The sequence below is a fragment of the Candidatus Bathyarchaeia archaeon genome (assembly GCA_041447175.1).
GTDB lineage: Archaea > Thermoproteota > Bathyarchaeia > Bathyarchaeales > Bathycorpusculaceae > JADGNF01.
In genome coordinates this window covers 1,783,881-1,804,443 of record CP166960.1, presented here as the reverse complement: position 1 = coordinate 1,804,443, position 20,563 = coordinate 1,783,881, and the positions used below count along the sequence as shown (strand labels likewise).

Here is a 20,563-nt window from a genome sequence, read left to right as displayed (position 1 = left end):
GCACTTCTTGCCTGGTAGTGTGTGGTAACTCTTAAATTCAGATTACTCAACGTAGCAGTCATGCAGAAGAAAAATTCTGTTAGCCTGCTGGTGGTTGGGTTTTTTTGTGTAGCTTTAATTTTGAGTGGGTGTGGTCAGGTTTTGGCTTGGAGCAACGGCGGATACAGTGCCGACCCTGCAACTCCTGATTATGGCACACATGACTGGATTGCCCAGCATGCGTTGGGCTAGCTCCCCACGGATGAGCAGCAGTTCTTCGAAAGTCATCTTTCAAGTTTCTTGTACGGAACCGAGCTTCCAGACAACCCAAACACTTTCGACGGCTTAGGCGACACCACTAAACACCATATCTACTTCTATGCGAACGGTTCCCTGCATGATGACGCCTCTGCAGTGAGAGCGGAGCAGGAATACGCCAACGCGCAGGCAAGCTTCACATCAGGCAACTTCAGCGCCGTGGCATTGCATTTGGGGATGGTGACGCATTACGTATCGGACATGGCGGTTTTTGGACACGTTATGGGTTCATCAACGGTGTGGGGTGCGGAGGTGCATCACAGCGACTACGAGAATTACGTGCTTGCCCGAACAGAGATATACACGAGCAGTTTTGATGGCTGCTTGGTTTTTGACGGAAACCTTGCGGTTGGGGCGGCTTATGATGCGGCTGTTGCGGTTGCGAGGGACACCACCTTTGACGGGGCAGAAGGGTTAACCTGTACTTGGATGGATACGCATTACAACTGGAGTGACCCTGCGTTTAAAAGCCGATGCGGCGAATCGTTAAACCTTGCCACAAACACCGTGGCCGATGTGCTGCACACGTTCTACTCAGAGGCAATGGATCCAGCAGTGACGCCTACGCCTACCGCGATGGATACTGCACATCCAACGTTCACTATTGCGCTGACTGCCTCACCAACGCCTACCCCAAAGCCAACCCCAACGGGGTCGCCTCAAGTTCCAGAATTCCCCTCGGAAGTTGCTCTGGTTTTGCTTTTTGTAGCGTCGGCGTCTCTGATGGTTTGTAGGCATAAGAAAATTGGCGCTTAACCATCCGTTTTTTGTTCGTGTGGGAAATTGGGCGGAGATGTACTACTAATTTTTCGTGGGTATTAATAAAAAAGATAAAAAAGTTAAGGGTGGAAAAATTTCCCTAACTTAACTGACTTTTGTTGCTGTTTAAGGTCGTTTTGCTTTATGTTGTTTGATTACGGCGAATGCGGCTGCAGCGACAAATACTGCTACTATGGTAGTGCCGAAGGGTGTTTCTGGTAGGACAAATAGGCTGTCGTGGAAGATTTTTACGCAGTGGTGCCATGTGTCTGAAACGTAAACGTTGCCTAACCCGTCAACAGCTACATACCAAGGATACCTGAATATGCCGGTGCTCATGCCGCCAATCGTGTCCAAATAAGTGCCTGTGCTATCGAAGACCTGAATTCGGAAGTTATTTTCGTCAGTGACGTAGATTTTTCCAGCAGCATCAACAGCTATTCCTCGGGGGTGGTCAAATTGGTTATTTCCAAAGCCTATGCTGCCGAATTTGAACAGGAAATTGCCTGAGGCATCAAAGACTTGAACGCGGTGGTTGTATGTGTCGCCTACGTAGATTTTTCCAGAATTATCAACCGCTATACCAAAGGGGTAATTGAATTGGCCATTGCCCACGCCGTTGGAGCCAATTTTGAATACGAAATGACCTGTGCTGTCAAAGACTTGGATACGATGGTTGTATGTGTCTGCGACGAAGATGTAGCCGCTGCCGTTTACCGCTACGTCATAGGGGTTATTGAATTGGCCATTAGCAGAACCTACGCTGCCTATTGCGTACTTATAGTGGCCTGTGCAGCTAAAAACGTGAATCTTGTCATTGCCCGAATCTGACACGTAGACGTTTCCCTCACTGTCCAAGGCTATGCCTCTGGGTGATGAGAAAACCCCACTGAACTTGAATTGGAAGTTCCCTGCGCTGTCAAAGACTTCAACTCGTTGGTTGCTTGAATCGACGACGTATACGTATCCGCTTGCGTTGACGGCTATTCCGTGTGGGAACGTGAACAGTCCATCGGCGGTGCCTTCGCTGCCGACTTGGGTTACGTAGTTATAGTTTGCATGTGCTAAAGGTAACGAAACTGCCAAAACGCAAACTGCGCACAGTAGACTCAATAGTTTAATGTGCCTAAAACTTGCATAACGACTGTTGCCGTTAGGTTTTTTCAATTTAATTGCTCCTTTCTCAATTTTACTTGCGTGTTGGAGCTAGAGTATTTAGCTGATATTCCTGTGGGGGAACAGTTTGTTTTACGGGGAGAGCTACGGCGCAGACGCGGCTGGGTCCATCACGTTGAACTCAACTGGCTGCCCTGATGGTGTCAACGCGTTGTCGATGAAAGGTTGGGCGGATTAGACGAAACCTTCCGCTCCCCCTTCCCCGCAACACCCTAACGCCTTGACCAACCGAGAAAACATGCGCTCAGAGGTTCCAGCGCCGAGTTCCCGAACCTGCGGCTTTTGCGTTTGCGGTGGGTGTAACAGAAAAGCCTTTTTTAACAAGAGTGAATAGAAAGGCTTGATTATGCGCTTATTTTTGTTAATGGGTTAAAGAAAACGTATATTTGGGTAAATGTGTCTGTTTTTGTGTTTCTATTTGTCAAAATTGCTTAAATCGCCGCCTGTTACCCATTTAAAGCTTGGAGTTGAACAGGATGGCAAACGTATCCCTAAGCGACGTGCGAGACGCAATCAACATCGGCGCCTCCGACGTCCCCGACCCTAAACTGGAAAAAATGGTAAACCGCGCCACAGTCACGTTGTCTTTGGAGTTGGGCAGAGAAATTGACAGTGCCGACTGCACCGCCGCCGAAAAAGAATACATCACCCTGCTCGCCGCCGTCCACGCAGTCTGCTACTTAACAGGAGGCTCCGCCGCAGGCTTAAGCTTTAGTGTCGGCGGTCAAAACGTTAATGTGCTCAGCCAAGCTCCGCCGCTGAGCGTTCTGCAGCAGGAACTTGACCGCCTCCTCTCGGGGCTCAAGCAGCCAATTCTTGGGAGCGTTTAGTATGCCAAATCTGCCCGAAACCTATTATGATTTTGTAATGGACTACGCCCCCTACGTCTACGTGGTTCCCGACGTTGGCCCTGACTTGACTTGGGGCAGGGCAGCGTTTGCCGCAGCGTTCGCGGTGGATTTTCTCTTCGAGGCGTACTTCGACCGCCAATTCGATGACCGAAGCGCCGAAGTAGAGGCAAAAATCGTGGAGCTCGCCGACTTCATCTTAACCCAGCAATGCACGGACACTGAAAAGCTGGCGTGTGGCGGCTTTAGAAGCGTTGAGAACAGCACCCAGTTTTACGCTGTGGATGCTTGCCGCACGGTGCCTGCGCTGCTCAAAGCCTACGAGCTCACAAGCAACACGGCGTACTTGGAGGCTGCGGTTCTTGCAGGCAACAGTTACCTATTCAACATGCAGCATGAACCAAGCCTGCGGGGTGTGCATGAACGGTATTTTGGCGGGTTTGCCCGAGCCGTGACGCTGGAGGATGCGTGGCTGCCTGAGATGGATGTGGAGGCGCTTTACGGGTTGGTGGCGTTGCGGATGCTCTCTGAGTCTGACCCCGCCAACAAGAGTCGATACGAGGAGATGATGTCGGACGCCGTGAACTTTTACCGCGTCGGCTTGGAGGGCTGTTTTGACCACTACAGCCCAGCACCATACGGCGACAACCAATGGCGCCGCGTCGACGCCGCCAAAGCCATCACATACGATGACACATTGGCATACGCTTTGCTGGGGCTTTACGAGTACGAGGGCTGGAGCGTCACAGTGGAGAAGACGTATGCGTTTCTTAACGGCATCGGCGCCTCCCCCACCTACCCCGCCTACAACCCCGCAGTCTGCTGGGGCGGCTACCTCAACGTCCACGCCAAAACTCCAGCATGTGACTACTACGACGCCGTAACCGCAGGCATCCTCGCCACCCCAAGACGGGACCACGACAAACCCGCCTACCAGTTCAGCACCCAAATCATCCAAGCCCACGCTGACGCCTTCATGTATTGGGGCGTTAAGTACGCGGACTACGTGGCGGTGGCGGATGTGCAGGCGATGGCGACGGTTTGCTGGCTGGGCAAGCTGTTGGTGGGGTATGAGGCGCCGTTGACGCGGTTTGTGCAGGTGCTTAACAGCAAAGGCGAAGCCGTCACCCTCTATCCTCTGGTGGCGTTGGGCGAGGTAACCCAGTGCGGCGACGGCACCGACCTAAAAGCCATCGTGCTGCCCACCAAGGCGGAGGAGACCCTGCTGGAGCCCGGATACCTCACAACCGACTACCTAACCCTGCACGTGTTTGCGCCTGTCAGGAGACGCGACAAGCTACGCTGCCGAGGCGCCGACTACGAAGCGGTCACCGTGGAGGCGTTTGGGTTCCGCGGCGAAACAGCTTTCCAAAAAGTCACCCTCCGGAGGCTGCTTGGGCAGTGAGCGAAACCGAAAACCCCGCCCTCACCTTGATTCGGCTGCTGAAAGCAAACCTACGGGTGGTCAAAGACAACGGTGCCTTCGCCAACATCGGCGTGGCGGGGGAGTGGCAAAACGCGGACGCCTTCAAAGGCTACGACGCCCAAGTCACCGTTGGCTTGGCGGAAACCTCCGACCAGAAGCTGGAGCTAAGCGGCAAAACCCGCCGACGCACCTCCACCCTGCGAGTCAACATCTGGGTCACCGAGCAGCCCACCTCCAATGAATCCGCCAAAACCCTGCGAAACAAACTCACCGAAGAAATCAGCCGCGTCATCCGACAAACCCGCGCCACCCCCAACCAAACCCAATACGACTTCTACGCATTGGGCGCCGCGTCTCAGACCCACAGGGCGTTTTGGGGCACCGCCGAAGCCGCGCCTCAGGATGCGGGTTGGACCGAACTGACTAATGAGCAAATTGTCCAGCTCTGGCGCAGCGACGATGGCCGATGCCAAGTCAGCTGCAGTGAAGAGGGCAAAGTGGCAGCCCTGCTTTTTGGGTTTAAACTGGAGAACCGCAAGGAAGCCGCAACCCGCGTTGGTTTGTTGTTTGAGGGCTACGGAACGGTGCCAAGCGGAAACGGCGTTACCGTGAAAGCGTGGAATCACGAGTCCGCGGCTTGGACGCAGGCGCAGTCAGGTGTTTCAGGTTCAGACCAGACCGTAACCGTGACTTTGCTGCAGGATTTGCCCCGCTACATCGACGAAGATGGCTACGTGTGGTGCCTTGCCCAAACCACCAACGCCAGTGACGGGCAAACCCCTGCGGTTTTAACCTGCGACTACGCCGCATGCACCGTAACGGTCAAGGGCATAACGTACTGTGACCTTGTGAGTTACCGCGACGTTGACCGCGTAGACGTGACGCCCACAATTTTCCGCACAGAATTCACCGTGAAATCATGGTTCTTTGAGAACATAGGAGCGTAAATTGAAGTGCCAGAAACCTACAGTGCCCACGAAAGCCGCCTCTACTACGTGACTGAAACGGCTTTTGGGCAAACCCCCACTTCCCCGTTGATGCTGAGTGTCCAAGCCGAAAGCTTAGAGCCCGCCGTCAACCCCAACAACCTCAAAATCCGCGGCGTCGGCAACCCCGACCTGCAAGCAGTCAAAAAAGGCTTACGAGCACCCACCCTCAAACTCAGCTACCCCCTGCCCAGCGATGCCCCCATAAGCTTTCTGCAGTACGCCAAAAACGAACTTGAAACCTCCCTCAGCATCCAACTGCTCTACTATAAAGGCGTCTTCTCCGCGGCAACCAACATTATTTCACTGCTCTATGCAGGATGCAAATTCCAAAAACTCCAAGTCGCCTGCAGCGTTGAAGACGTGGTGAAAGCTGACGCGGAACTGCTGGCTCAGAACCTCACCCTGGGCACCTCAAAAATTGCGGACGCAAACTACACAGACTACTCGGGAGCCGTGCCCTTCTATGAGAGCTACATCAAAAAAGACGCCGCCACAGTAGACCGCGTTACCGACTGGAAATTCAGCATCGAAAACAACCTCAAACAAGTCCCCGTTATCCGCGCCTCTAACGGGCATCTGCTCAAGTATTTGCCGCATCGGCACCGCAACCTGACTGGCGAGGTAACGTTTGAGTTTGAGAGCAAAGAGGAATTTGACGGCATCATCGACGACGCCGAGTTCAGCCTTGAATTTGGCTTAGGCGGCGCCAACAAAGCAACGTTTAGTGGATGCAAATGGGAAAACGCCTCTGCCCCTGTCCGTATTGAAGAGCTCGTCAGCCTCAAAGCGGCGTTTGTCGCCAAAACCTTCACCCTAACCTGAGAGGATCCGCCATGAACCAAACAACCCTAACCCTCGGAGCCGAATACGGCGCCCAATATGCGGGTACATACGTTTTCCAAGAAATCACGTGGGCAAAACGCAGCCGCATTATCCAAAAACACACCCGCTATCACCCCATCACAGGGCAAGTGGTCAGCAGCGACTTCATCGCCATTCAAGCTGAAACCATCTGGGCAAGCTTAAAACAGCAACCCCAAAACCAGCCGTTGTCACTTGAGCGGCTGCTGGGCGAAGAAGATGGCGTACCAATCGCGCTGGGCGAGTTGTTCTCCAAGAAAGTCAACGACCTTTGCGCTGTCAACCGGGAAGAAACGGCTTTTTTATCCGAGCCATCCGACGCCAAAAACCCAACCCCGCAGTCACGGACTTCAGGCTCTGCAAAGAATTCGGATGGACTCCAACCCAACTCGCAAAGCAACCCGCCAAAACCATCCAGCAATTCTCGGTCATCCTTAACGAGTTAGACCGCCAAACCCAGGAGGAAACCAAAAAACATGAGCGTTAACATCCAAATCAGCGTGCAAGGCGCCAAAGAATTCTCTCAGGCACTCAGCCGTTTCGACCAAGAAACCCTCACTCAATTGCAGAGCAAACTGGCGGCGTGGGCAGAATCAGTGAAAGCTGAAGCTGTTCGGCTGGTGCCTGTGCGCACGGGACGCTTGAAAACCAGCATCTACGCCCGAACGCAGGAGTGGCAAGCCCAAGTCGGCGCAACCGCCCCCTACGCGGCAGCCATCGAGTTAGGCTCTTCCAGCCGTCGTGCACGCCCCTTCCTTCAGCCAGCACTTCAAAAGCGGCTTCCCGAATTAGAACGCACCCTACGTCAAGCCATAGAATCCGCCAAAACGGGGGCAGGTCTTTGAGCTTTAACGAAATCGCCATCACCATCCGCGCCGTGAATCAGGCAAGCAACGAATTTAGCCGCATCCAAACCGACGCCCAAAACCTGGCCGCCCGCGTTAAAACCTTGGGCACCGCAATGGCGGGCATCGGCGCTGCAGGAACCGCCATCGGATACATCGCCAACCAATTCGGAATTTTAGACGACGCCCAAGCCCGCGTTGTTAACTCGGCGATGATGATGGTCACAGCCCTTGGCATATTCGTTCGGTCCAGCGCAGGCGTAGCTATCGCGCAGAAAGTGTACGCCGCCGCTACCTCGGTTGCCGCCGCCGTGCAAAACAGCCTCAACATAAGCTTTGCCACCTTTCTTGCCTTGACGGGGGTAGGGATTGCGGTGATTGTTGCGGCTGCTGCTGCCATGATGAGTTTTGCCACCAGCATGAACAACGCCACCGCCAGCGTGCAAAACTTCAACGACGCCGCCGCCCAAACCCCCACCGCCACCCGCAGCATCCAACGCGCAGGCGAAGCCGAACTGTACCGACGCGGAGTCGAGTAACATGAGCGTAACCTCTCCAAGTGTGGCAATTGCGTTTGGTTCGGTTGCGCCGTCGCAGGGCGACGTGGTTGAGTTGCAGGTGCATTTGGGCTGCACTACCGAAGTCAGCAGTTTTGAGGTGGTTTTGGCAAATTTCGAGGGCAAATACAGCCCAACAGGCATGTCTCCTATTACTGCTGGATTGGACGGCAGTATAAGCGTGGGCAGGGGTGCCGTTTGCCCGCTGTTGATGATTTGCCGCGTGGAAACCGTCAAGTACACCTCTACGCCCTCGGCAAGTTACGTGCATGTTTCGGGCAGATGCTGGGGTGAACGGCTGTTTCGTCGTGTGGTTACCAAAACCTACACTAACACAAAAGGCGAAGACATCGTCAAGAACCTGCTGGACTACTACGTGGGCTTAAGCCACGTCCGTGACAGCGTGGAACTGGTCGAAGCAACCGACACCACCTACACCAATCTGAGCTACGAAGACACGCCGGTCTTTGACATCCTCAAGTACATCGCCGAAAGCGCCGACAAACAAGGTGTCATAGGCTTTGATTTCCGTGTGGCACCCGACGGCAAATTCGAGTTTTTCAGCCGCTCAACCAAACCCAACCCCACAAGCCTCGCCGAACAAGTGGAGCAAAGCGAATACAGCCAAGACATAAGCCGCGTGCGCAACAAAATCACAATTTACGGCGCCCAAGACAAAAGCGTGCCCGACGACAAGGACGCTTGGACTGAAAGCCTCGCTTCGCTGGATGGGTGGTGGAACGCCACCTCGGGCGTTGTCAGCTTTGATGAGGCGGTGAAAGCTAAGGGCGCAGGCAGCATCAAAACGTACGCCGATACCGTAAGCTACGGCGGATGCATCTTTTCGCTGGAAACCGCCAGCATGGTTGACGCTGAAGCGTATCCTGTTTTGAATTTGTGGCTTAACCGCGACGCCACCTACAACGGCAACGTTTCCCTTACGCTTTTTGACAGTGTTGGACGCGTAGCAACCCATGAGTTGACGGTGGGGGCAGGCAAATGGTTCCAACTGCAGGTCGGCGTGGGCACCCAAAACCAAGACCAATGGATAGTGGATGCAGGTTTTGACTGGATGCACCTTTTGCAGGTGCGCCTTATCTGCTGGTTTAATGAACCCAGCACGGGGGCGTTTTGGGTGGACGGCTTGTTTTTCGGAGGCAAACGTTACACTGCAATCGCCCAAGATGCCCCGAGTCAACAAAATTTTGGGTTACGCGAAAAGGTGGAGGTTAACGAGGAACTTTGGAGCGACCACGAATGCGTTGGACGTGCTTCGGCGTTGCTGGCTAACCTGAAAACCCCCGCCGAAAGCCTCACCCTTAAAAGCGCCGTTTTGGACTTTGCGGCTTATCCTATTCTGGCGGGGGACACTGTGCATGTTGTGTTGCCTGTGGAGGGGGTGGACGCGGATTTTCGGGTTCTCAATGCGGAGTATCATGTGGATGCGGCGACGCAGACGCTGGAGACGACGCTGCAGTTGGGTAGGGAGGCGCCTTTGCTGGCAGACTACGTGTATATCTTGCGGGCAAAAACTGATAGCCTAAGCCGTTATAAAACGGCGAAACGGAGTTGAACGTTTGGGTAAGCCTCGACGGGTCGTTGCGGAAGTGCGCGAGGATTTGCATCGGGAACTGCGCAAAACGGCTTTGCTTAATGACTTGCGAATTTACGAGTTGATAAGCGGGATGCTGGAGGATTACCTGCGTGACGAGGAGCGTACCAAGCAGCTGATTAAACGGCTAAAATCACATTAACCCGTCCAACCCCGATTTTTCTGCCTTAGTTGTTTCTTTTTGTTTTGTTTTACCCCTTGTTTTCCGATAGAAGCCGTTGTTGTAGGCAAATGCTAGTCACAACTTGACCTGACGGGTTTAGGGGTTTTGGCTTCTTTGTTTTCTTCACCATAAAGTTTAAGGGTTAAGGGTTTGTTTAAGACTCGGAAGTATTCTAAGATTTGAGGTTTGCAGTGTGAGCGTTAAAGCACTAACCGTGGAAGAGCGCAAGGCAGAAGTTCTAATTAAACTACGAAAATACAAGCAGCTTGACAAAGAAAAATTTGAAGGTGCCTTCGGCTACACCGTAGATATTCCCGAAGACAACGAAAAAGCCCTCATCTGGTGCATTCTTGACCAAGCCACCGTCGGCATCGTAGCCATGAATCAACTTTACAAAATTATGAAAGAAAAAGAAATCGACCGCGCCATCGTTATCACCGAAGGACGTTACACGCACGCTGTTAAGACAGGTGCAAAGAAAAAGAAAGTAGAGTTATTGCTGAAGTCTTTCCCCGTGTTTGACATTTTCGAGCACGCTTTGGTTCCCCGCCACGAAATCCTTCCCAAGAAGGAACGTGAACGTCTGCTGGAGCACTTGAAAGTTAAGCCTTACCAGATGCCCCAAATAACCTCCACTGACCCTGCGGTTAAAGCCATCGGGGCAAAACCTGGCGATGTTCTTAAAATCATTAGAAAAAGCTCCACTGCCGGCGAGCACATCGCTTACCGTTACGTAGTGGAGTAAAATCCAAACTTTATTTTCCTATCATCACTTCAGTAGACTTTATGATGACGGTGACTTCGTCGCCTTCTTTTATGTCCAGCTCTTCCACGGATTCTTTGGTGATAACTGAGGTTATCGTGGAGGGCACGGCGATTTCAACTTTGACTTTAGCGGTTATGACGCCCTTTTCAACGGAGAGGACTTTTCCTTTTAGGCTGTTTCTTGCACTTATCTTCAAATTCTTCACCTCCACTCCATCATCGGCGTTAGAGAGCATCTGGTTAAGGTAGCCCTCTAACTGCTTATACTCATCCAACAAGTTTTTACCCAACGCTGTTAGTTCTGCTCCGCCCCCGCCTGTTTTTCCGCCCTTGTGGGTTTGGACGATGGGTTCGCCGACGGCTTTCTCAATTTTCTGGATGTAATTCCAAACGTAACGGTAGGACATGCCGACTTTTTCGGCGGCTTTGGTGAGCGATTTTTCGGTGGTTATACCTTGAAGAATCTCTGCTCCGCCCTTGCCTATCACTGGTTTTCCATCACATTCAATCCAGACTTTGCATAAGGGCTTATGTTTGTGGTTGAGCATCCATTATGGTATGCGTGGAAAACATTAATAAATCTAATCTGATTAGCCACGATATCGGTTAGAATTCAAGTTCCCCATTTATGAATTTACGGGTGATTTCACTCTGGGGGCGGTCAAAGAAGTCGTCAGGGTTTGCCCGCTCAACAATTTTCCCCCCATGAATATGAATAACCTCATCCCCTAACCGTCGCGCTTGACTTAGATTATGAGTCGCCATTATGATGATGGTGTCATCTTTTTTGCTGTTTATGATGGCGCGTTCGATAATCATGGCGCTGTTCGGGTCCAAGTTCGCGGTCGGCTCATCCAGCAGCAAAATTTTGGGTTCCAACAGAAACGCCCTTGCCAAGGCAATTCGCTGTTGCTCTCCGCCTGAGGTTTTTTTGGCTTTGCGTTTTTCGAAATTCTTCAAACCAACTGTATGTAGTGCCTGAGCAATTTTATCTTTAATTGCTTCATCATTTTGTCCCCTAATTTTCAGGCCGTACGCCAAATTCGAGTAAACTGACCGGGTTAGCATGGCTGTTCTTTGGAAAACTAACGTCGCGATGTGTCGTAGTTCTCCGTCGGAGATTTTTGTGCCATTAAAATATAATTTACCTTTGTTGGCTTTTTCTAAACCTGCCAAAATCCGCAGCAACGTGGTTTTGCCTGCGCCGTTGACGCCGATAAGTACGATGATTTTGCCGCCATTCATACTGAGGCTTACTTTGTCTAAGGCTTTTACGTCGTTGAATGTTTTCTCTACGTTTTCAAGTTGGAGGTTAGCGTTCATTGACCCCAGTGTCTCCATATGGCTAATCTATTTTTGTTCCAGATGCTCTCTTGTTGCCGCAGTTTCTCAATCAAGTTAAGCGTTAACGTTAATGAAATCACGATTGTCATGAGAATTATTGCGTATGCCATGGCTACGTCAAAGGCGCCATAGTTTATTTCGAGGGCGATGGCGGTGGTTAAAACGCGGGTTTGGCCCAGTATGCTTCCGCCTACAATGGTGGCGATTCCGAGTTCTCCAAAGCCTCGGTTAAAGGCGGCTACAATGGCAAGCGCCATGGACCAGATTGTTTCCCGCATAATTGTCAAGTTTGTTTGCAAGTTTGAGGCGCCAAGGGTTCGAGCTAAGTCTCGAACTTGGGCGTCGGAGGTGCTTAATGCGTTGGCGACAAAGCTGACAATTATTGGGGTGACCAGTATGGCCTGACCAATCATAACTCCGTTGACTGTGAAAAGCAAGTGCATGAAGCCAAATGCGCCCTGTCTGGAGAGGAGCAAGTAAAGCAGCAATCCCAAAGCCACGGTGGGTATGCCTATCAAGGCGTTAAATAAGCCCTTGATTACCCATTTTCCCCTAAACGAGTACAGCCCTAAAATAACCGCGATAGGGATGCTCCACACACATGCCAGCAGTGTGCCTGCCCCCGAAACGTAGATTGTTCGGTAGACGGTTGCGTAAAACTCGGGGTTTCCGCTTAAAATTAGTTCCAAGGCTCTCTGAAATGCTTGAAGGATAATATCGGGCATCACAGTCACAAAGAAATGGGGGAGGGGGTTTTTGAGTCTTTTGAAATTCCGCCTCGAAACAAGATTGCTCTGTTTAAGGCTGCTCTGGTTGCGTGGCTACTGGCGCGTAGGCGGTGACCATTGGCTGTGGGTACAAGTCGTCGACAACGTTTGCTGCGGGTTGAACTACTATGGGGCTGGGGCTTGGAAGCGCGTCGTAGGGCATTGAGTATAGGTCAGTGGCGTTGTATCGGTATTCAGCGGGGCATTCAGTTACATTGGGTGGGATGTACGCATAGTTCTCTATCCAGCCCAGTAGTGTGGCGTTAGGGGCTTGTCCGTTGACTAAGGGCAGGAAGGAGTTGAATAGTGGTTTGCCGTAGTCTGCTACGCCGTAGTTTGCGATGATTTCTTGACCTGCATCAGAGACAATGAATTCTATGAACAGCATGGATGCGTCAAAGTTTGTGTTGGTTAAGTTCTCGTTGAGCGGGTTGTCGGCTATTACGCTGTAGACATTAAGCAGGTCTTTTTGGGCGTCAACGATTGTGTCGAGTTGAATGTTGCCTTGGCTGTAGTAAGAGAGGTATGTGCCTGTGTCGGAGAGGGTGTATCCGTTGAATTCGTTAGCTATCAGCAAGGTTTGTCCCATGCCGCTGCCGGTTGATTTATACCAGTCTGGGTCTTGGCTGACGGTGTTTATGTCCAACCCTGCAGATGTCCAGAGACTCTTCTCTTTGGTGTATGTTCCTGAACTGTCATTTCGGGATACCCAGATGACTCCTGGTGTGTTGTTTTGGGCTAATGTGTACACTTGTTTGAGGGCGTCTGCGGGCGCCATGCCTCTGATGTTGGCGGGGTCATCTGCTGGACCAACAATGACAAAGAAGTTGTAAGCAATGATTTTGCGGTTCACTCCATAGTCGCCTTCTAAGAAGGCTTCTTCTTGTGAGGGGGAGTGGACCATTATCATGTCGGCGTCACCTCTCATGGCGGTTTGGATGGCTGCGCCTGTGCCTTGAGCCAAGAAGTTGACGGTAATCCATGGGTATTGGGCTTCAAAGGCCGCCTTTATGGAGTCTGGTCCGACGTCTTCAAGTCCTGTGTCGTGGAGGCTTGTGGTTGAGGAGACTGTTAAGGTTACTGGGGAAGGTGTAGGTGTGGGGGCAACTGTTGGAGTTGCTGTTGGTGTCGGCGTAGCTGTTGGCGTTGGCGTTGCGGTGGGGGCTACAGTTGGGGTCGGGGTTGGTGCTGTTGTAGGTGTTGATGTGGGCGTCGGAGTTGCTGTTGGTGCAGTTGTGGGTGTTTGGGTTGGGGCTGTGGTTGGCGTCGCGGTTGGCGTGGGGGCAACGGTTGGTGTGGCTGTTGCTGTTGGTGTTGGGGTTGAGGTTGGGGTGGGGGTTGCGGTTGCTGTTGGAGAAGGCGAAGGTGAGGGTGATTCTGCAGGTTGCATGCTGACGTAAGCGTAGGAGCCTGCTGCTGCGACGATTATCACAATCAAGGCTGCTACAATAATTTTGCCTGTATTATTCATTATAATCACTTTAGGAAGCTCAGATTGCGTCATGCATATTTAAACATATCGTGTAATGATTGCAATTTAACGATTTGTTCAAATTTGCTGTGTCAGCAATATTGAGTTGCCCATATGAGGCTTTCTGTTCAGATCGGGTTTTTTCCCTGCAGCTCCTGCAAGATAACCATGGCTTCTCCCAACGGCATGTTCAACTTTAAAGCTAAATCGTCGGCGGAGATGTCTGGCTGCTCCTTTAAAATCACATCCCGCGTGTACGCCTTATGCGTGGGGTACATAACGTTTGCCTGCACCGTTTCCACTAAAATTTGCCAAAGCTTCTCTGCGGTAACTTCCTGCGTGCCCATAAGTATCAGCACAAGCCATTATGCGTTGCCAAGTTATACACTTAACGCAACCACAAACAAACAGACTCCAACGTAGGGCGGCGTAAAAAGGGTTAAAAATTCTGAAAAGCCCCTGTTTGAGGCTGTTACTTTTTCATGTGCTCTTCTTCGCAGTGCTTCTCGTACTCTTCTTGGGTGTTGTACACCTCTTGGTCTTCAGGGCACTGATATTTGCCTTCCTTGGTTTTGACCGGTTTAGGCATGCTTTTCTTTTCCAAACAATCACCTCCAACACCAAACGTTCAGAAACCCTCTCTCCTGAAAGGCTTTAAGGCTATGTTGCTGCACTCCGCCTACACTTGCTGGCTGCTGGCTGGGCAAGTTTAATAGTTTCCGCGGCGAAAGGTTAACTGGTGGTTGTTTTGAAAGCCGTTGTTTATCATGGTCCCAAAAACATCAAAGTTGAACAGGTCCCTGAGCCGCAAGTGAAGCGCAAAAAAGTTCTAGTCCACTTTAGGGCAGGCAGCATCTGCGGAACCGACCTGCACCTGTACCGCGGCGACTGGAAAATCAAACGCGGACGCATCATCGGGCACGACGCGTGGGGCATCCGAGACGACACGGGGGAGCGCGTGGTCCTCTCGCCAGTGACTAACTGCGGTAAATGCTTCTACTGCATGCGGGGGCAGCCGTCGCTGTGTGAGCGGGTTTTGTATTTTGGGTTAACCAAAGGCGGATTCTTCGCCGAAACCGTAGCCATTCGGGAACGCAACCTGATTCCGCTGCCTGACAGCGTCAGCGACGATGAAGCCGCCATGATGGAGCCCGTTGCGCTTGCCTTGCACACGCTCAACATGCTAAAGCCGGACGCTGACGACTTCGCTACCATCATCGGGCAGGGACCCATCGGCTTGCTTATGATGCAGGTTGCCAAGCTTAAAGGATGCCGCACCATAGCCGTAGACAAAGAAGCCTACCGTTTAGAGCTTTCCAAGAAGCTGGGCGCCGACTACACCATAAACGCCGCAGAAGAGAACGTTGTTGCGCGGGTTAAACAGATTACAGAGCGCGGCTCGGATGTGGTTGTGGAATCGGCGGGCACCCAAAAAACAGTGGAGCAAACGCCTTTCCTTGTACGCAAAGCGGGGCGGGTAGCGTTGGTGGGCGAGTTTGAAGGCTACCTCAACTTAGGCGACGCAGACGAAGCATGCTTCTTCTCAACCTACATCTCCGCAACCGAGTACCCCACAGCAGTGAATCTGGTTGCCCACAAAAAAGTGGACTTGGCAAGTCTCGTAACACATAAGTTTAAGCTGGAGGACTTCGAGAAGGCAATAGCGACCGCAAACGACCACACACAAAACCCAATCAAAGTTCTGCTCACGTGCTAAACGATGTTGCGCCGCGTTAGATTTTCATAACTTCATATTCAACTTTGTCGCTAAATGGTTTAAGCGCCTTCAGTAAGCCCTTATCAAAAGTGGAAGCAAATACTTTTTCTTGTTTTTCCTCGAACAGTTGAATGACTAATGCAATCAATTCGGGGTCACCCTTTTTTATTGCGTGTTCGGGCTTGGCTTCAAATGAACTTAGATGTCGTCTAACGTTATCCATTACCTTGGAGTATTTTCTGTAGTTGACCTTTTCCTGTTTTATCAACCCGTGTTCAATGGCGTTTTCTATTTTGTTAACTGATGCGTCTATCTTCTCTGCTATGGCTGGTATTTTTCCTCTGATTTTTTTAGCCCAACGTAACGGTTCATCAATAACTTCTTCTGCTACAGCTCTTGGAATAACCGATTCGTACCCTTCTTTTACCCACTGACCCAACTGACTCTCTAACTTTCCTTCACTGTTTAAAGCGATGATAACTGAGGAGTCAATAACTATGCGTTTAGGCATGGAGCGCGCCATTTTCTTCCATGAGCATTACAAATTCAAAGTAGGAAATTCCTAAAGTAGATGCTGCCTGCCTGAACGTTAGCTTGCCTGCTTTCACTTTTTTGATGGCTTCCTTTAGTCTTTTTATGCCTTCACCGCCAAACTTGCCTTTGTAGGCATCTTCAAAAGTTTGCTCTGCAAACGCTTCTGCCAACGTTTTGGGTGACACCTCAAGTTTGAAGTCTCCAGCGGAGTAAATTCGGGTATTGCCTTTAACTTCGCTTTCGATAATCTGTGCCTCTTCAAGTTCCCGTAAATATTTGTAGACGGTTGGCAACGGGTAGCCGAGATGTTTGCCTATGTCTTCTGCGGTTTCGCCCCTGTTTTTGGCTAGGTGGGCTATTATTTTGGCTTTGTTGGGGTTTCCCACGGCTCGTAGGATGGATAATGTTTTTTCAGCCATACGAAGTCAGTTAATAAAATGTATAATGCAAACAATAAACCCTTCGATAAAATCGAGAACGCCCAATAGATTGGCTCTCTTGAGATGTTAAATAATTCTAAAATCTTAAATGCACATTGAGTCATAAAGAGATAACTAGTGGTTAAAATTTGGAGAAATGAAAACTGTGAGAGCACAAAATTGTATTTTTTTCGCTATAACGTTGCTCTTAATTCTAAGCTTGATTTACGCGACGAAACCTGCATACGGTGCATTCAGTCCTAAATTGTCTTCGCCAGCACAAACCGAGACAACAGTGACCTTATCATGGACTAAATCTGATGATTGGCTATTCAAAAGCTATACCGTAAAATACTCAACATCGGTGAACGGCCCGTTCAATACCGTTGCAACCATAACCGACCAAAGCACAACGAACTTTGCTGTTGATAGTCTAAGTCCAAGTACAAGTTACTATTTTATTGTAGAAGACTCAGCTTCAGAAATAATAAGCTCAAGCACAGCGCAGTCAAACACATTACAAGTAGTAACGGCATCGATTCCAGCAATAACAATTACTTCCAAAACATCAACAACAGCAAGCCTGCAGTGGAGTGATTATAACAGCTACTCTTCTTTAGTGCCTTTTAGAAGCTATGTCATACAAATGAGTACAAACGGGGGTTCATGGTCTACATTAACAACAGTTACTGATTCTTCCCAGAATACTTATACTGTAACTGGTCTAAGCCCAGCAACATATGATTTCAGAGTATATTCTGTAGTAGGCTCTTCTGGGCAATACACTACAACATCTAATGTTGCAGCTTTAACTATAAATCCTCCACTTCAGCTACAAATTAGCGGTTCAACAACATCATGTGACGTAAACCAAGAAGTTCAATTCACAGCTTCAGCAAGCGGTGGAACAAACTCATACGGCTACCAATGGTATTTAAATGGTGATCACTTGGCTGGTGCAACCTCAGCAAATTTCGTATATAATCCAACCGAAGCTGGAACATTTAATATACATGCAACTGTCGAAGACACCGAAGATTCTTTACTTGCAACAGCAACATCTAATACATGGACAGTTACAGTAACCGCTTCAGTGTTCGGAGCAGTTCAAGGGGCATCAGTGATATACATAGTCATAGGTGTCATTGCAATTATTGCTGTCATAGGTGTAGTGCTGTTAGTATTGAGACGTGAGCCAAGTTCAACAAGGTAAATTTATTCTTAAATCCTGCTTTTCCCTTCTATTTTTCGTTTTCAAACCGCCTGTTTTAACGGAGTTTTGGTCGGAGAAAGTACCCTACAACAAGAGGCAGCGTGAACCTATTAGCCGCCTATTAGGTTCCAAATATTGATTCGATGCAGAAACCTATAGAGGGTCTACCTTCCACAACCAAACCAGCCTGCCCGCAACTAGAAAACTTGCAGTAGTCATGGCAAATGCAAAAACCTTGTTCAACCACCCTGCTTGAGGGCGCTGAAACGTATAGGCGTGGTGTTCTGGCTTTCTCGCTTGTTCGCTCTACAATAGAAAAGGGGGCTATAAACCAAAATCGTTTGCCAAAGGCAGTTGCTTGTTGCGGTTGGGCTTAAGAGTTAAATGCAGCCGCAAAGGTATGCTTGTCATGGTTGCAAAACGCCAAGGTGTCCTGTTCACTGTCCTAGCCAGCCTCATGTTTGGTATCACACCCGTGTTCATGAAGCTGGTTTTGGACTACACGAACTTGGAAACGATGAACGTGCTTTTTCCCGCCCTTGCCAGCATCTTCTTTCTGGCATATTTTGTGGCATCCAAAAAAATGTGGCATCTACTCATCATCAAAAGCAACTGGCGCCCCATCGCCCTGCTCGCAGTTTTCGACGCGGCAGGTTCATTGCTGTACGCTTACGGCATCCTCATCTCGGGACCTACAAACGCCGCCTTTATCATCCAATTCACCATCGTCTTTAGCATACTCTTCGGTGTCGCCCTCTTGGCGGAGCGGATGAGCAAGGTCGAAGTTTTAGGCGTGCTGGTGGCGCTTGGCGGCTTGTTCTTTTTGGCTTGGGGAAACGCCCAGGTCGAACTCTACAGCACCCTTGCGGTTCTGGCGGCAGCCGTGCTCTTCGCAACCGTAAACCTGTTCTCCAAGTTCTTTGTCGAAAACATCCCCCCCTTCAGCCTCGCCGCTGGGCGCTCTTTCTTCATCTTCCTATTTCTACTCGTGTACGCTTTGGCGTTTGGAAAACTCGACTTAACCTTTCCACCCATCACTTGGGGCTACGCAACCTTGGGGGCACTCACAGGCATGGTCGTGAGCTTTGTGTTGTTCTTTAAGGCGCTGGAAGTTTGGGAAATCTCTAAAACTGCAACCATCCGCACCATGGAACCCTTCCTCACCGCAGTTTTCTCCTTTGCCATCTTGTCTTTAATGCCAACCGTGAACCAGCTGATTGGCGGCGCACTCATCGTTGCCGGCGTTGCGACGCTGAGCCTGACTCGCGAAAAACCCCGCAAACAACCCGAGGATGGAACCCTTAAATAACTTCCAAAAACTACTCTGATGGGAAAACTGATGACCAAACCCAGCAGCGGCATCAAACTCTACAACACCCTCACACGCCAAAAAGAGCCTCTCAAACCTATACACGAGGGCAAGGTGGGAATGTACACGTGCGGACCCACCGTCTACGACTACGCCCACATCGGCAACTTCCGCGCCTTCGTCTTCGAAGACCTGCTCAAACGGTGGCTTCAACACCGCGGCTTTTCCGTCACACACGTGATGAACCTCACCGACGTGGATGACAAAACCATCAAAGGCAGTCAAAAACAAGGCAAGCCGCTACGCCAATACACAAACTTCTATGCGGACGCCTTTTTTGAGGACATCCAAACCCTCAACATCCAGCCTGCAACCGTTTACCCACGCGCCACCGACCACATCCCCGAAATGGTGCAAATCATCAAAACCCTCCTCCAGAAAGGCTTTGCCTACAAAGGCGAAGACGGCAGCATCTACTTTGCCATCAGCAAGTTCCCCGAATACGGCAAACTTAGCCACTTGCATGTTGGTGAGCTTAAGGCAGGCGCCAGAGTCAACCAAGACGAGTACGCCAAAGAAGAAGCCCAAGACTTTGCCCTCTGGAAAGCCTACACGCCAGAAGACGGCGATGTTTACTGGGAAACAGAGTTGGGCAAGGGCAGACCCGGCTGGCACATCGAATGCTCTGCCATGAGCACCAAGTATTTGGGCGAAACCTTTGACATCCACTGCGGCGGAGTGGACAACATGTTTCCGCATCACGAAAACGAAATCGCCCAAACCGAAGCAGCAACCGGCAAACCCTTCGTGCATGTGTGGATGCATAACGAGCACCTGCTGGCGGAAGGCAAAAAAATGGCCAAACGCCTAGGCAACTTCTACACGTTGCGGGATCTTTTGGCGAAGGGATTGGACCCGTTGGCAATCCGTTATCTGCTGTTGAGTACGCATTATCGGCAGCAATTCAACTTCACTTTCGACGGGTTGGACGCAGCCAAAGGCGCCATCGAACGCCTCGCAAACCTGCAGCGCCGCCTCAAAGACGCAGACGGCACAGGCAACCCCGAAAAACTTGTCCTGTTAACTGACCGGTTAGAGACATGTTTTGGGCAAGCCATGGACGACGACCTTAACATAAGCGTGGCGTTGGCAGCGCTGTTTGACTTTGTACGCGAAATAAACAACCTGCTGGACGCAAACCAGCTAAGCAAAACTGACGCCCAAAAAATCTCCACACTAATCGACGACTACGATAAGGTTCTGGGCGTAATTCCCAAACCCACACAAGAAACCCTGCCGCCCGAAGCAGAAGAACTCATCCGCAAACGCGAAGAAGCCCGCAAAGCCAAAGACTGGAAAACCGCCGACGCAGCCCGCGCCCAACTCAAAGCCCTGGGCATCGTGGTTGAGGATACGGCGCAGGGTGTAAGATGGAAACGCGAGAAGACCTGACCCTTCTTTTTTTAGCATAAACGCATAGTTCCGAACATT

General features: G+C 50.6%; 24 protein-coding genes and 2 pseudogenes. 17 read left to right on the top strand and 9 right to left on the bottom strand.

Annotation, left to right across the window (positions count from 1 at the left end; all coding sequences use genetic code 11):
- The first annotated feature begins 21 nt into the window (after positions 1-21).
- Together ACBZ72_09385 and ACBZ72_09380 are read left to right on the top strand one after the other, a co-directional pair.
- The gene (locus tag ACBZ72_09385) at positions 22-231 is read left to right on the top strand and encodes a hypothetical protein (GenBank protein ID XES76381.1); all 210 of its coding nucleotides are present in this window, start codon (positions 22-24) and stop codon (positions 229-231) included.
- A 33-nt stretch (positions 232-264) separates the two neighbouring features.
- Positions 265-1,053: pseudogene (locus tag ACBZ72_09380) on the top strand (hypothetical protein).
- A gap of 129 nt (positions 1,054-1,182) precedes the next feature.
- Here ACBZ72_09380 and ACBZ72_09375 read toward each other — a convergent pair.
- Entirely contained in the window at positions 1,183-2,223 is a 1,041-nt protein-coding gene (locus ACBZ72_09375; protein XES76380.1) for a 6-bladed beta-propeller, read from the bottom strand.
- Between the two features lie 485 nt (positions 2,224-2,708).
- On the opposite strand from ACBZ72_09375, the gene ACBZ72_09370 reads away from it, so the two are divergent.
- The 11 genes and pseudogenes from ACBZ72_09370 (at position 2,709) to ACBZ72_09320 (ending at position 10,278) form a co-directional block, all read left to right on the top strand.
- Complete coding sequence (locus tag ACBZ72_09370) at positions 2,709-3,062, top strand: hypothetical protein (protein XES76379.1); 354 nt, start codon at positions 2,709-2,711, stop codon at positions 3,060-3,062.
- 1 nt (position 3,063) lies between these two features.
- Entirely contained in the window at positions 3,064-4,485 is a 1,422-nt protein-coding gene (locus ACBZ72_09365) for a hypothetical protein (GenBank protein XES76378.1), read from the top strand.
- Positions 4,482-5,453 (top strand): hypothetical protein, encoded by a 972-nt coding sequence (locus tag ACBZ72_09360; GenBank protein XES76377.1) that lies wholly within the window; start codon positions 4,482-4,484, stop codon positions 5,451-5,453. Before ACBZ72_09365 ends, ACBZ72_09360 begins: the two co-directional genes overlap by 4 nt.
- A gap of 6 nt (positions 5,454-5,459) precedes the next feature.
- A complete protein-coding gene (locus ACBZ72_09355) occupies positions 5,460-6,317 on the top strand; it encodes a phage tail tube protein (GenBank protein XES76376.1) in 858 nt (285 codons plus the stop codon).
- An 11-nt stretch (positions 6,318-6,328) separates the two neighbouring features.
- Positions 6,329-6,802, top strand: coding sequence for a hypothetical protein (locus ACBZ72_09350; protein ID XES76375.1), 474 nt, complete (start codon positions 6,329-6,331; stop codon positions 6,800-6,802).
- Positions 6,803-6,832: 30 nt separating this feature from the next.
- A complete protein-coding gene (locus ACBZ72_09345; GenBank protein XES76374.1) occupies positions 6,833-7,201 on the top strand; it encodes an HK97-gp10 family putative phage morphogenesis protein in 369 nt (122 codons plus the stop codon).
- A complete protein-coding gene (locus ACBZ72_09340; GenBank protein ID XES76373.1) occupies positions 7,198-7,740 on the top strand; it encodes a hypothetical protein in 543 nt (180 codons plus the stop codon). The genes ACBZ72_09345 and ACBZ72_09340 overlap by 4 nt, the downstream gene beginning before the upstream one ends.
- A gap of 1 nt (position 7,741) precedes the next feature.
- On the top strand, positions 7,742-9,331 hold the full coding sequence (locus ACBZ72_09335) for a hypothetical protein (protein XES76372.1): 1,590 nt from the start codon (positions 7,742-7,744) through the stop codon (positions 9,329-9,331).
- Positions 9,332-9,335: 4 nt separating this feature from the next.
- Positions 9,336-9,512 (top strand): hypothetical protein, encoded by a 177-nt coding sequence (locus tag ACBZ72_09330; protein XES76371.1) that lies wholly within the window; start codon positions 9,336-9,338, stop codon positions 9,510-9,512.
- 214 nt (positions 9,513-9,726) lie between these two features.
- Positions 9,727-10,020: pseudogene (locus ACBZ72_09325) on the top strand (restriction endonuclease).
- 12 nt (positions 10,021-10,032) lie between these two features.
- On the top strand, positions 10,033-10,278 hold the full coding sequence (locus ACBZ72_09320) for a DNA-directed RNA polymerase subunit H (GenBank protein XES78674.1): 246 nt from the start codon (positions 10,033-10,035) through the stop codon (positions 10,276-10,278).
- A 10-nt stretch (positions 10,279-10,288) separates the two neighbouring features.
- Here ACBZ72_09320 and ACBZ72_09315 read toward each other — a convergent pair whose 3' ends face one another.
- The 6 genes from ACBZ72_09315 to ACBZ72_09290 all read right to left on the bottom strand — a co-directional run bounded on the left by ACBZ72_09315 (position 10,289) and on the right by ACBZ72_09290 (position 14,484).
- Positions 10,289-10,846 carry a TOBE domain-containing protein gene (locus ACBZ72_09315; GenBank protein XES76370.1) on the bottom strand — a complete coding sequence of 186 codons (558 nt, stop codon included), beginning with the start codon at positions 10,844-10,846 and terminating at the stop codon, positions 10,289-10,291.
- Between the two features lie 58 nt (positions 10,847-10,904).
- Positions 10,905-11,621: an ABC transporter ATP-binding protein gene (locus ACBZ72_09310; GenBank protein ID XES76369.1), complete on the bottom strand. Its 717-nt coding sequence runs from the start codon at positions 11,619-11,621 to the stop codon at positions 10,905-10,907.
- A complete protein-coding gene (locus tag ACBZ72_09305; protein XES76368.1) occupies positions 11,618-12,367 on the bottom strand; it encodes an ABC transporter permease in 750 nt (249 codons plus the stop codon). Before ACBZ72_09305 ends, ACBZ72_09310 begins: the two co-directional genes overlap by 4 nt.
- Before the next feature lie 73 nt (positions 12,368-12,440).
- Entirely contained in the window at positions 12,441-13,880 is a 1,440-nt protein-coding gene (locus tag ACBZ72_09300) for a substrate-binding domain-containing protein (protein XES76367.1), read from the bottom strand.
- A gap of 128 nt (positions 13,881-14,008) precedes the next feature.
- Complete coding sequence (locus ACBZ72_09295) at positions 14,009-14,227, bottom strand: hypothetical protein (GenBank protein ID XES76366.1); 219 nt, start codon at positions 14,225-14,227, stop codon at positions 14,009-14,011.
- Positions 14,228-14,352: 125 nt separating this feature from the next.
- The gene (locus tag ACBZ72_09290) at positions 14,353-14,484 is read right to left on the bottom strand and encodes a hypothetical protein (GenBank protein ID XES76365.1); all 132 of its coding nucleotides are present in this window, start codon (positions 14,482-14,484) and stop codon (positions 14,353-14,355) included.
- Positions 14,485-14,628: 144 nt separating this feature from the next.
- Between ACBZ72_09290 and ACBZ72_09285 the strand changes: the two genes are divergently transcribed.
- Positions 14,629-15,597 (top strand): zinc-binding dehydrogenase, encoded by a 969-nt coding sequence (locus ACBZ72_09285; protein XES76364.1) that lies wholly within the window; start codon positions 14,629-14,631, stop codon positions 15,595-15,597.
- A 16-nt stretch (positions 15,598-15,613) separates the two neighbouring features.
- Here the strand turns inward: ACBZ72_09285 and ACBZ72_09280 are convergent, their stop codons facing one another.
- A complete protein-coding gene (locus tag ACBZ72_09280) occupies positions 15,614-16,108 on the bottom strand; it encodes a hypothetical protein (GenBank protein ID XES76363.1) in 495 nt (164 codons plus the stop codon).
- Entirely contained in the window at positions 16,101-16,550 is a 450-nt protein-coding gene (locus ACBZ72_09275) for an ArsR/SmtB family transcription factor (GenBank protein ID XES76362.1), read from the bottom strand. Before ACBZ72_09275 ends, ACBZ72_09280 begins: the two co-directional genes overlap by 8 nt.
- A 157-nt stretch (positions 16,551-16,707) precedes the next feature.
- Between ACBZ72_09275 and ACBZ72_09270 the strand changes: the two genes are divergently transcribed.
- The 3 genes from ACBZ72_09270 (at position 16,708) to cysS (ending at position 20,524) form a co-directional block, all read left to right on the top strand.
- Positions 16,708-17,763 (top strand): fibronectin type III domain-containing protein, encoded by a 1,056-nt coding sequence (locus ACBZ72_09270; protein ID XES76361.1) that lies wholly within the window; start codon positions 16,708-16,710, stop codon positions 17,761-17,763.
- Positions 17,764-18,172: 409 nt separating this feature from the next.
- A complete protein-coding gene (locus tag ACBZ72_09265; GenBank protein XES76360.1) occupies positions 18,173-19,072 on the top strand; it encodes a DMT family transporter in 900 nt (299 codons plus the stop codon).
- A 30-nt stretch (positions 19,073-19,102) separates the two neighbouring features.
- Positions 19,103-20,524, top strand: coding sequence for a cysteine--tRNA ligase (gene cysS, locus ACBZ72_09260; GenBank protein ID XES76359.1), 1,422 nt, complete (start codon positions 19,103-19,105; stop codon positions 20,522-20,524).
- The last annotated feature ends 39 nt before the right edge of the window (positions 20,525-20,563 follow it).

Bases quoted from the DNA above. Each gene is read 5' to 3' on its own strand.
- ACBZ72_09295 (XES76366.1), bottom strand. From the start codon at position 14,227: ATGGGCACGCAGGAAGTTACCGCAGAGAAGCTTTGGCAAATTTTAGTG.
- ACBZ72_09315 (XES76370.1), bottom strand. From the start codon at position 10,846: ATGCTCAACCACAAACATAAGCCCTTATGCAAAGTCTGGATTGAATGT.
- ACBZ72_09300 (XES76367.1), bottom strand. From the start codon at position 13,880: ATGAATAATACAGGCAAAATTATTGTAGCAGCCTTGATTGTGATAATC.
- ACBZ72_09270 (XES76361.1), top strand. From the start codon at position 16,708: ATGAAAACTGTGAGAGCACAAAATTGTATTTTTTTCGCTATAACGTTG.
- ACBZ72_09345 (XES76374.1), top strand. From the start codon at position 6,833: ATGAGCGTTAACATCCAAATCAGCGTGCAAGGCGCCAAAGAATTCTCT.
- ACBZ72_09350 (XES76375.1), top strand. From the start codon at position 6,329: ATGAACCAAACAACCCTAACCCTCGGAGCCGAATACGGCGCCCAATAT.
- ACBZ72_09335 (XES76372.1), top strand. From the start codon at position 7,742: ATGAGCGTAACCTCTCCAAGTGTGGCAATTGCGTTTGGTTCGGTTGCG.
- ACBZ72_09275 (XES76362.1), bottom strand. From the start codon at position 16,550: ATGGCTGAAAAAACATTATCCATCCTACGAGCCGTGGGAAACCCCAAC.
- ACBZ72_09280 (XES76363.1), bottom strand. From the start codon at position 16,108: ATGCCTAAACGCATAGTTATTGACTCCTCAGTTATCATCGCTTTAAAC.
- ACBZ72_09310 (XES76369.1), bottom strand. From the start codon at position 11,621: ATGAACGCTAACCTCCAACTTGAAAACGTAGAGAAAACATTCAACGAC.
- ACBZ72_09370 (XES76379.1), top strand. From the start codon at position 2,709: ATGGCAAACGTATCCCTAAGCGACGTGCGAGACGCAATCAACATCGGC.
- ACBZ72_09365 (XES76378.1), top strand. From the start codon at position 3,064: ATGCCAAATCTGCCCGAAACCTATTATGATTTTGTAATGGACTACGCC.
- ACBZ72_09265 (XES76360.1), top strand. From the start codon at position 18,173: ATGGTTGCAAAACGCCAAGGTGTCCTGTTCACTGTCCTAGCCAGCCTC.
- cysS (XES76359.1), top strand. From the start codon at position 19,103: ATGACCAAACCCAGCAGCGGCATCAAACTCTACAACACCCTCACACGC.
- ACBZ72_09305 (XES76368.1), bottom strand. From the start codon at position 12,367: ATGCCCGATATTATCCTTCAAGCATTTCAGAGAGCCTTGGAACTAATT.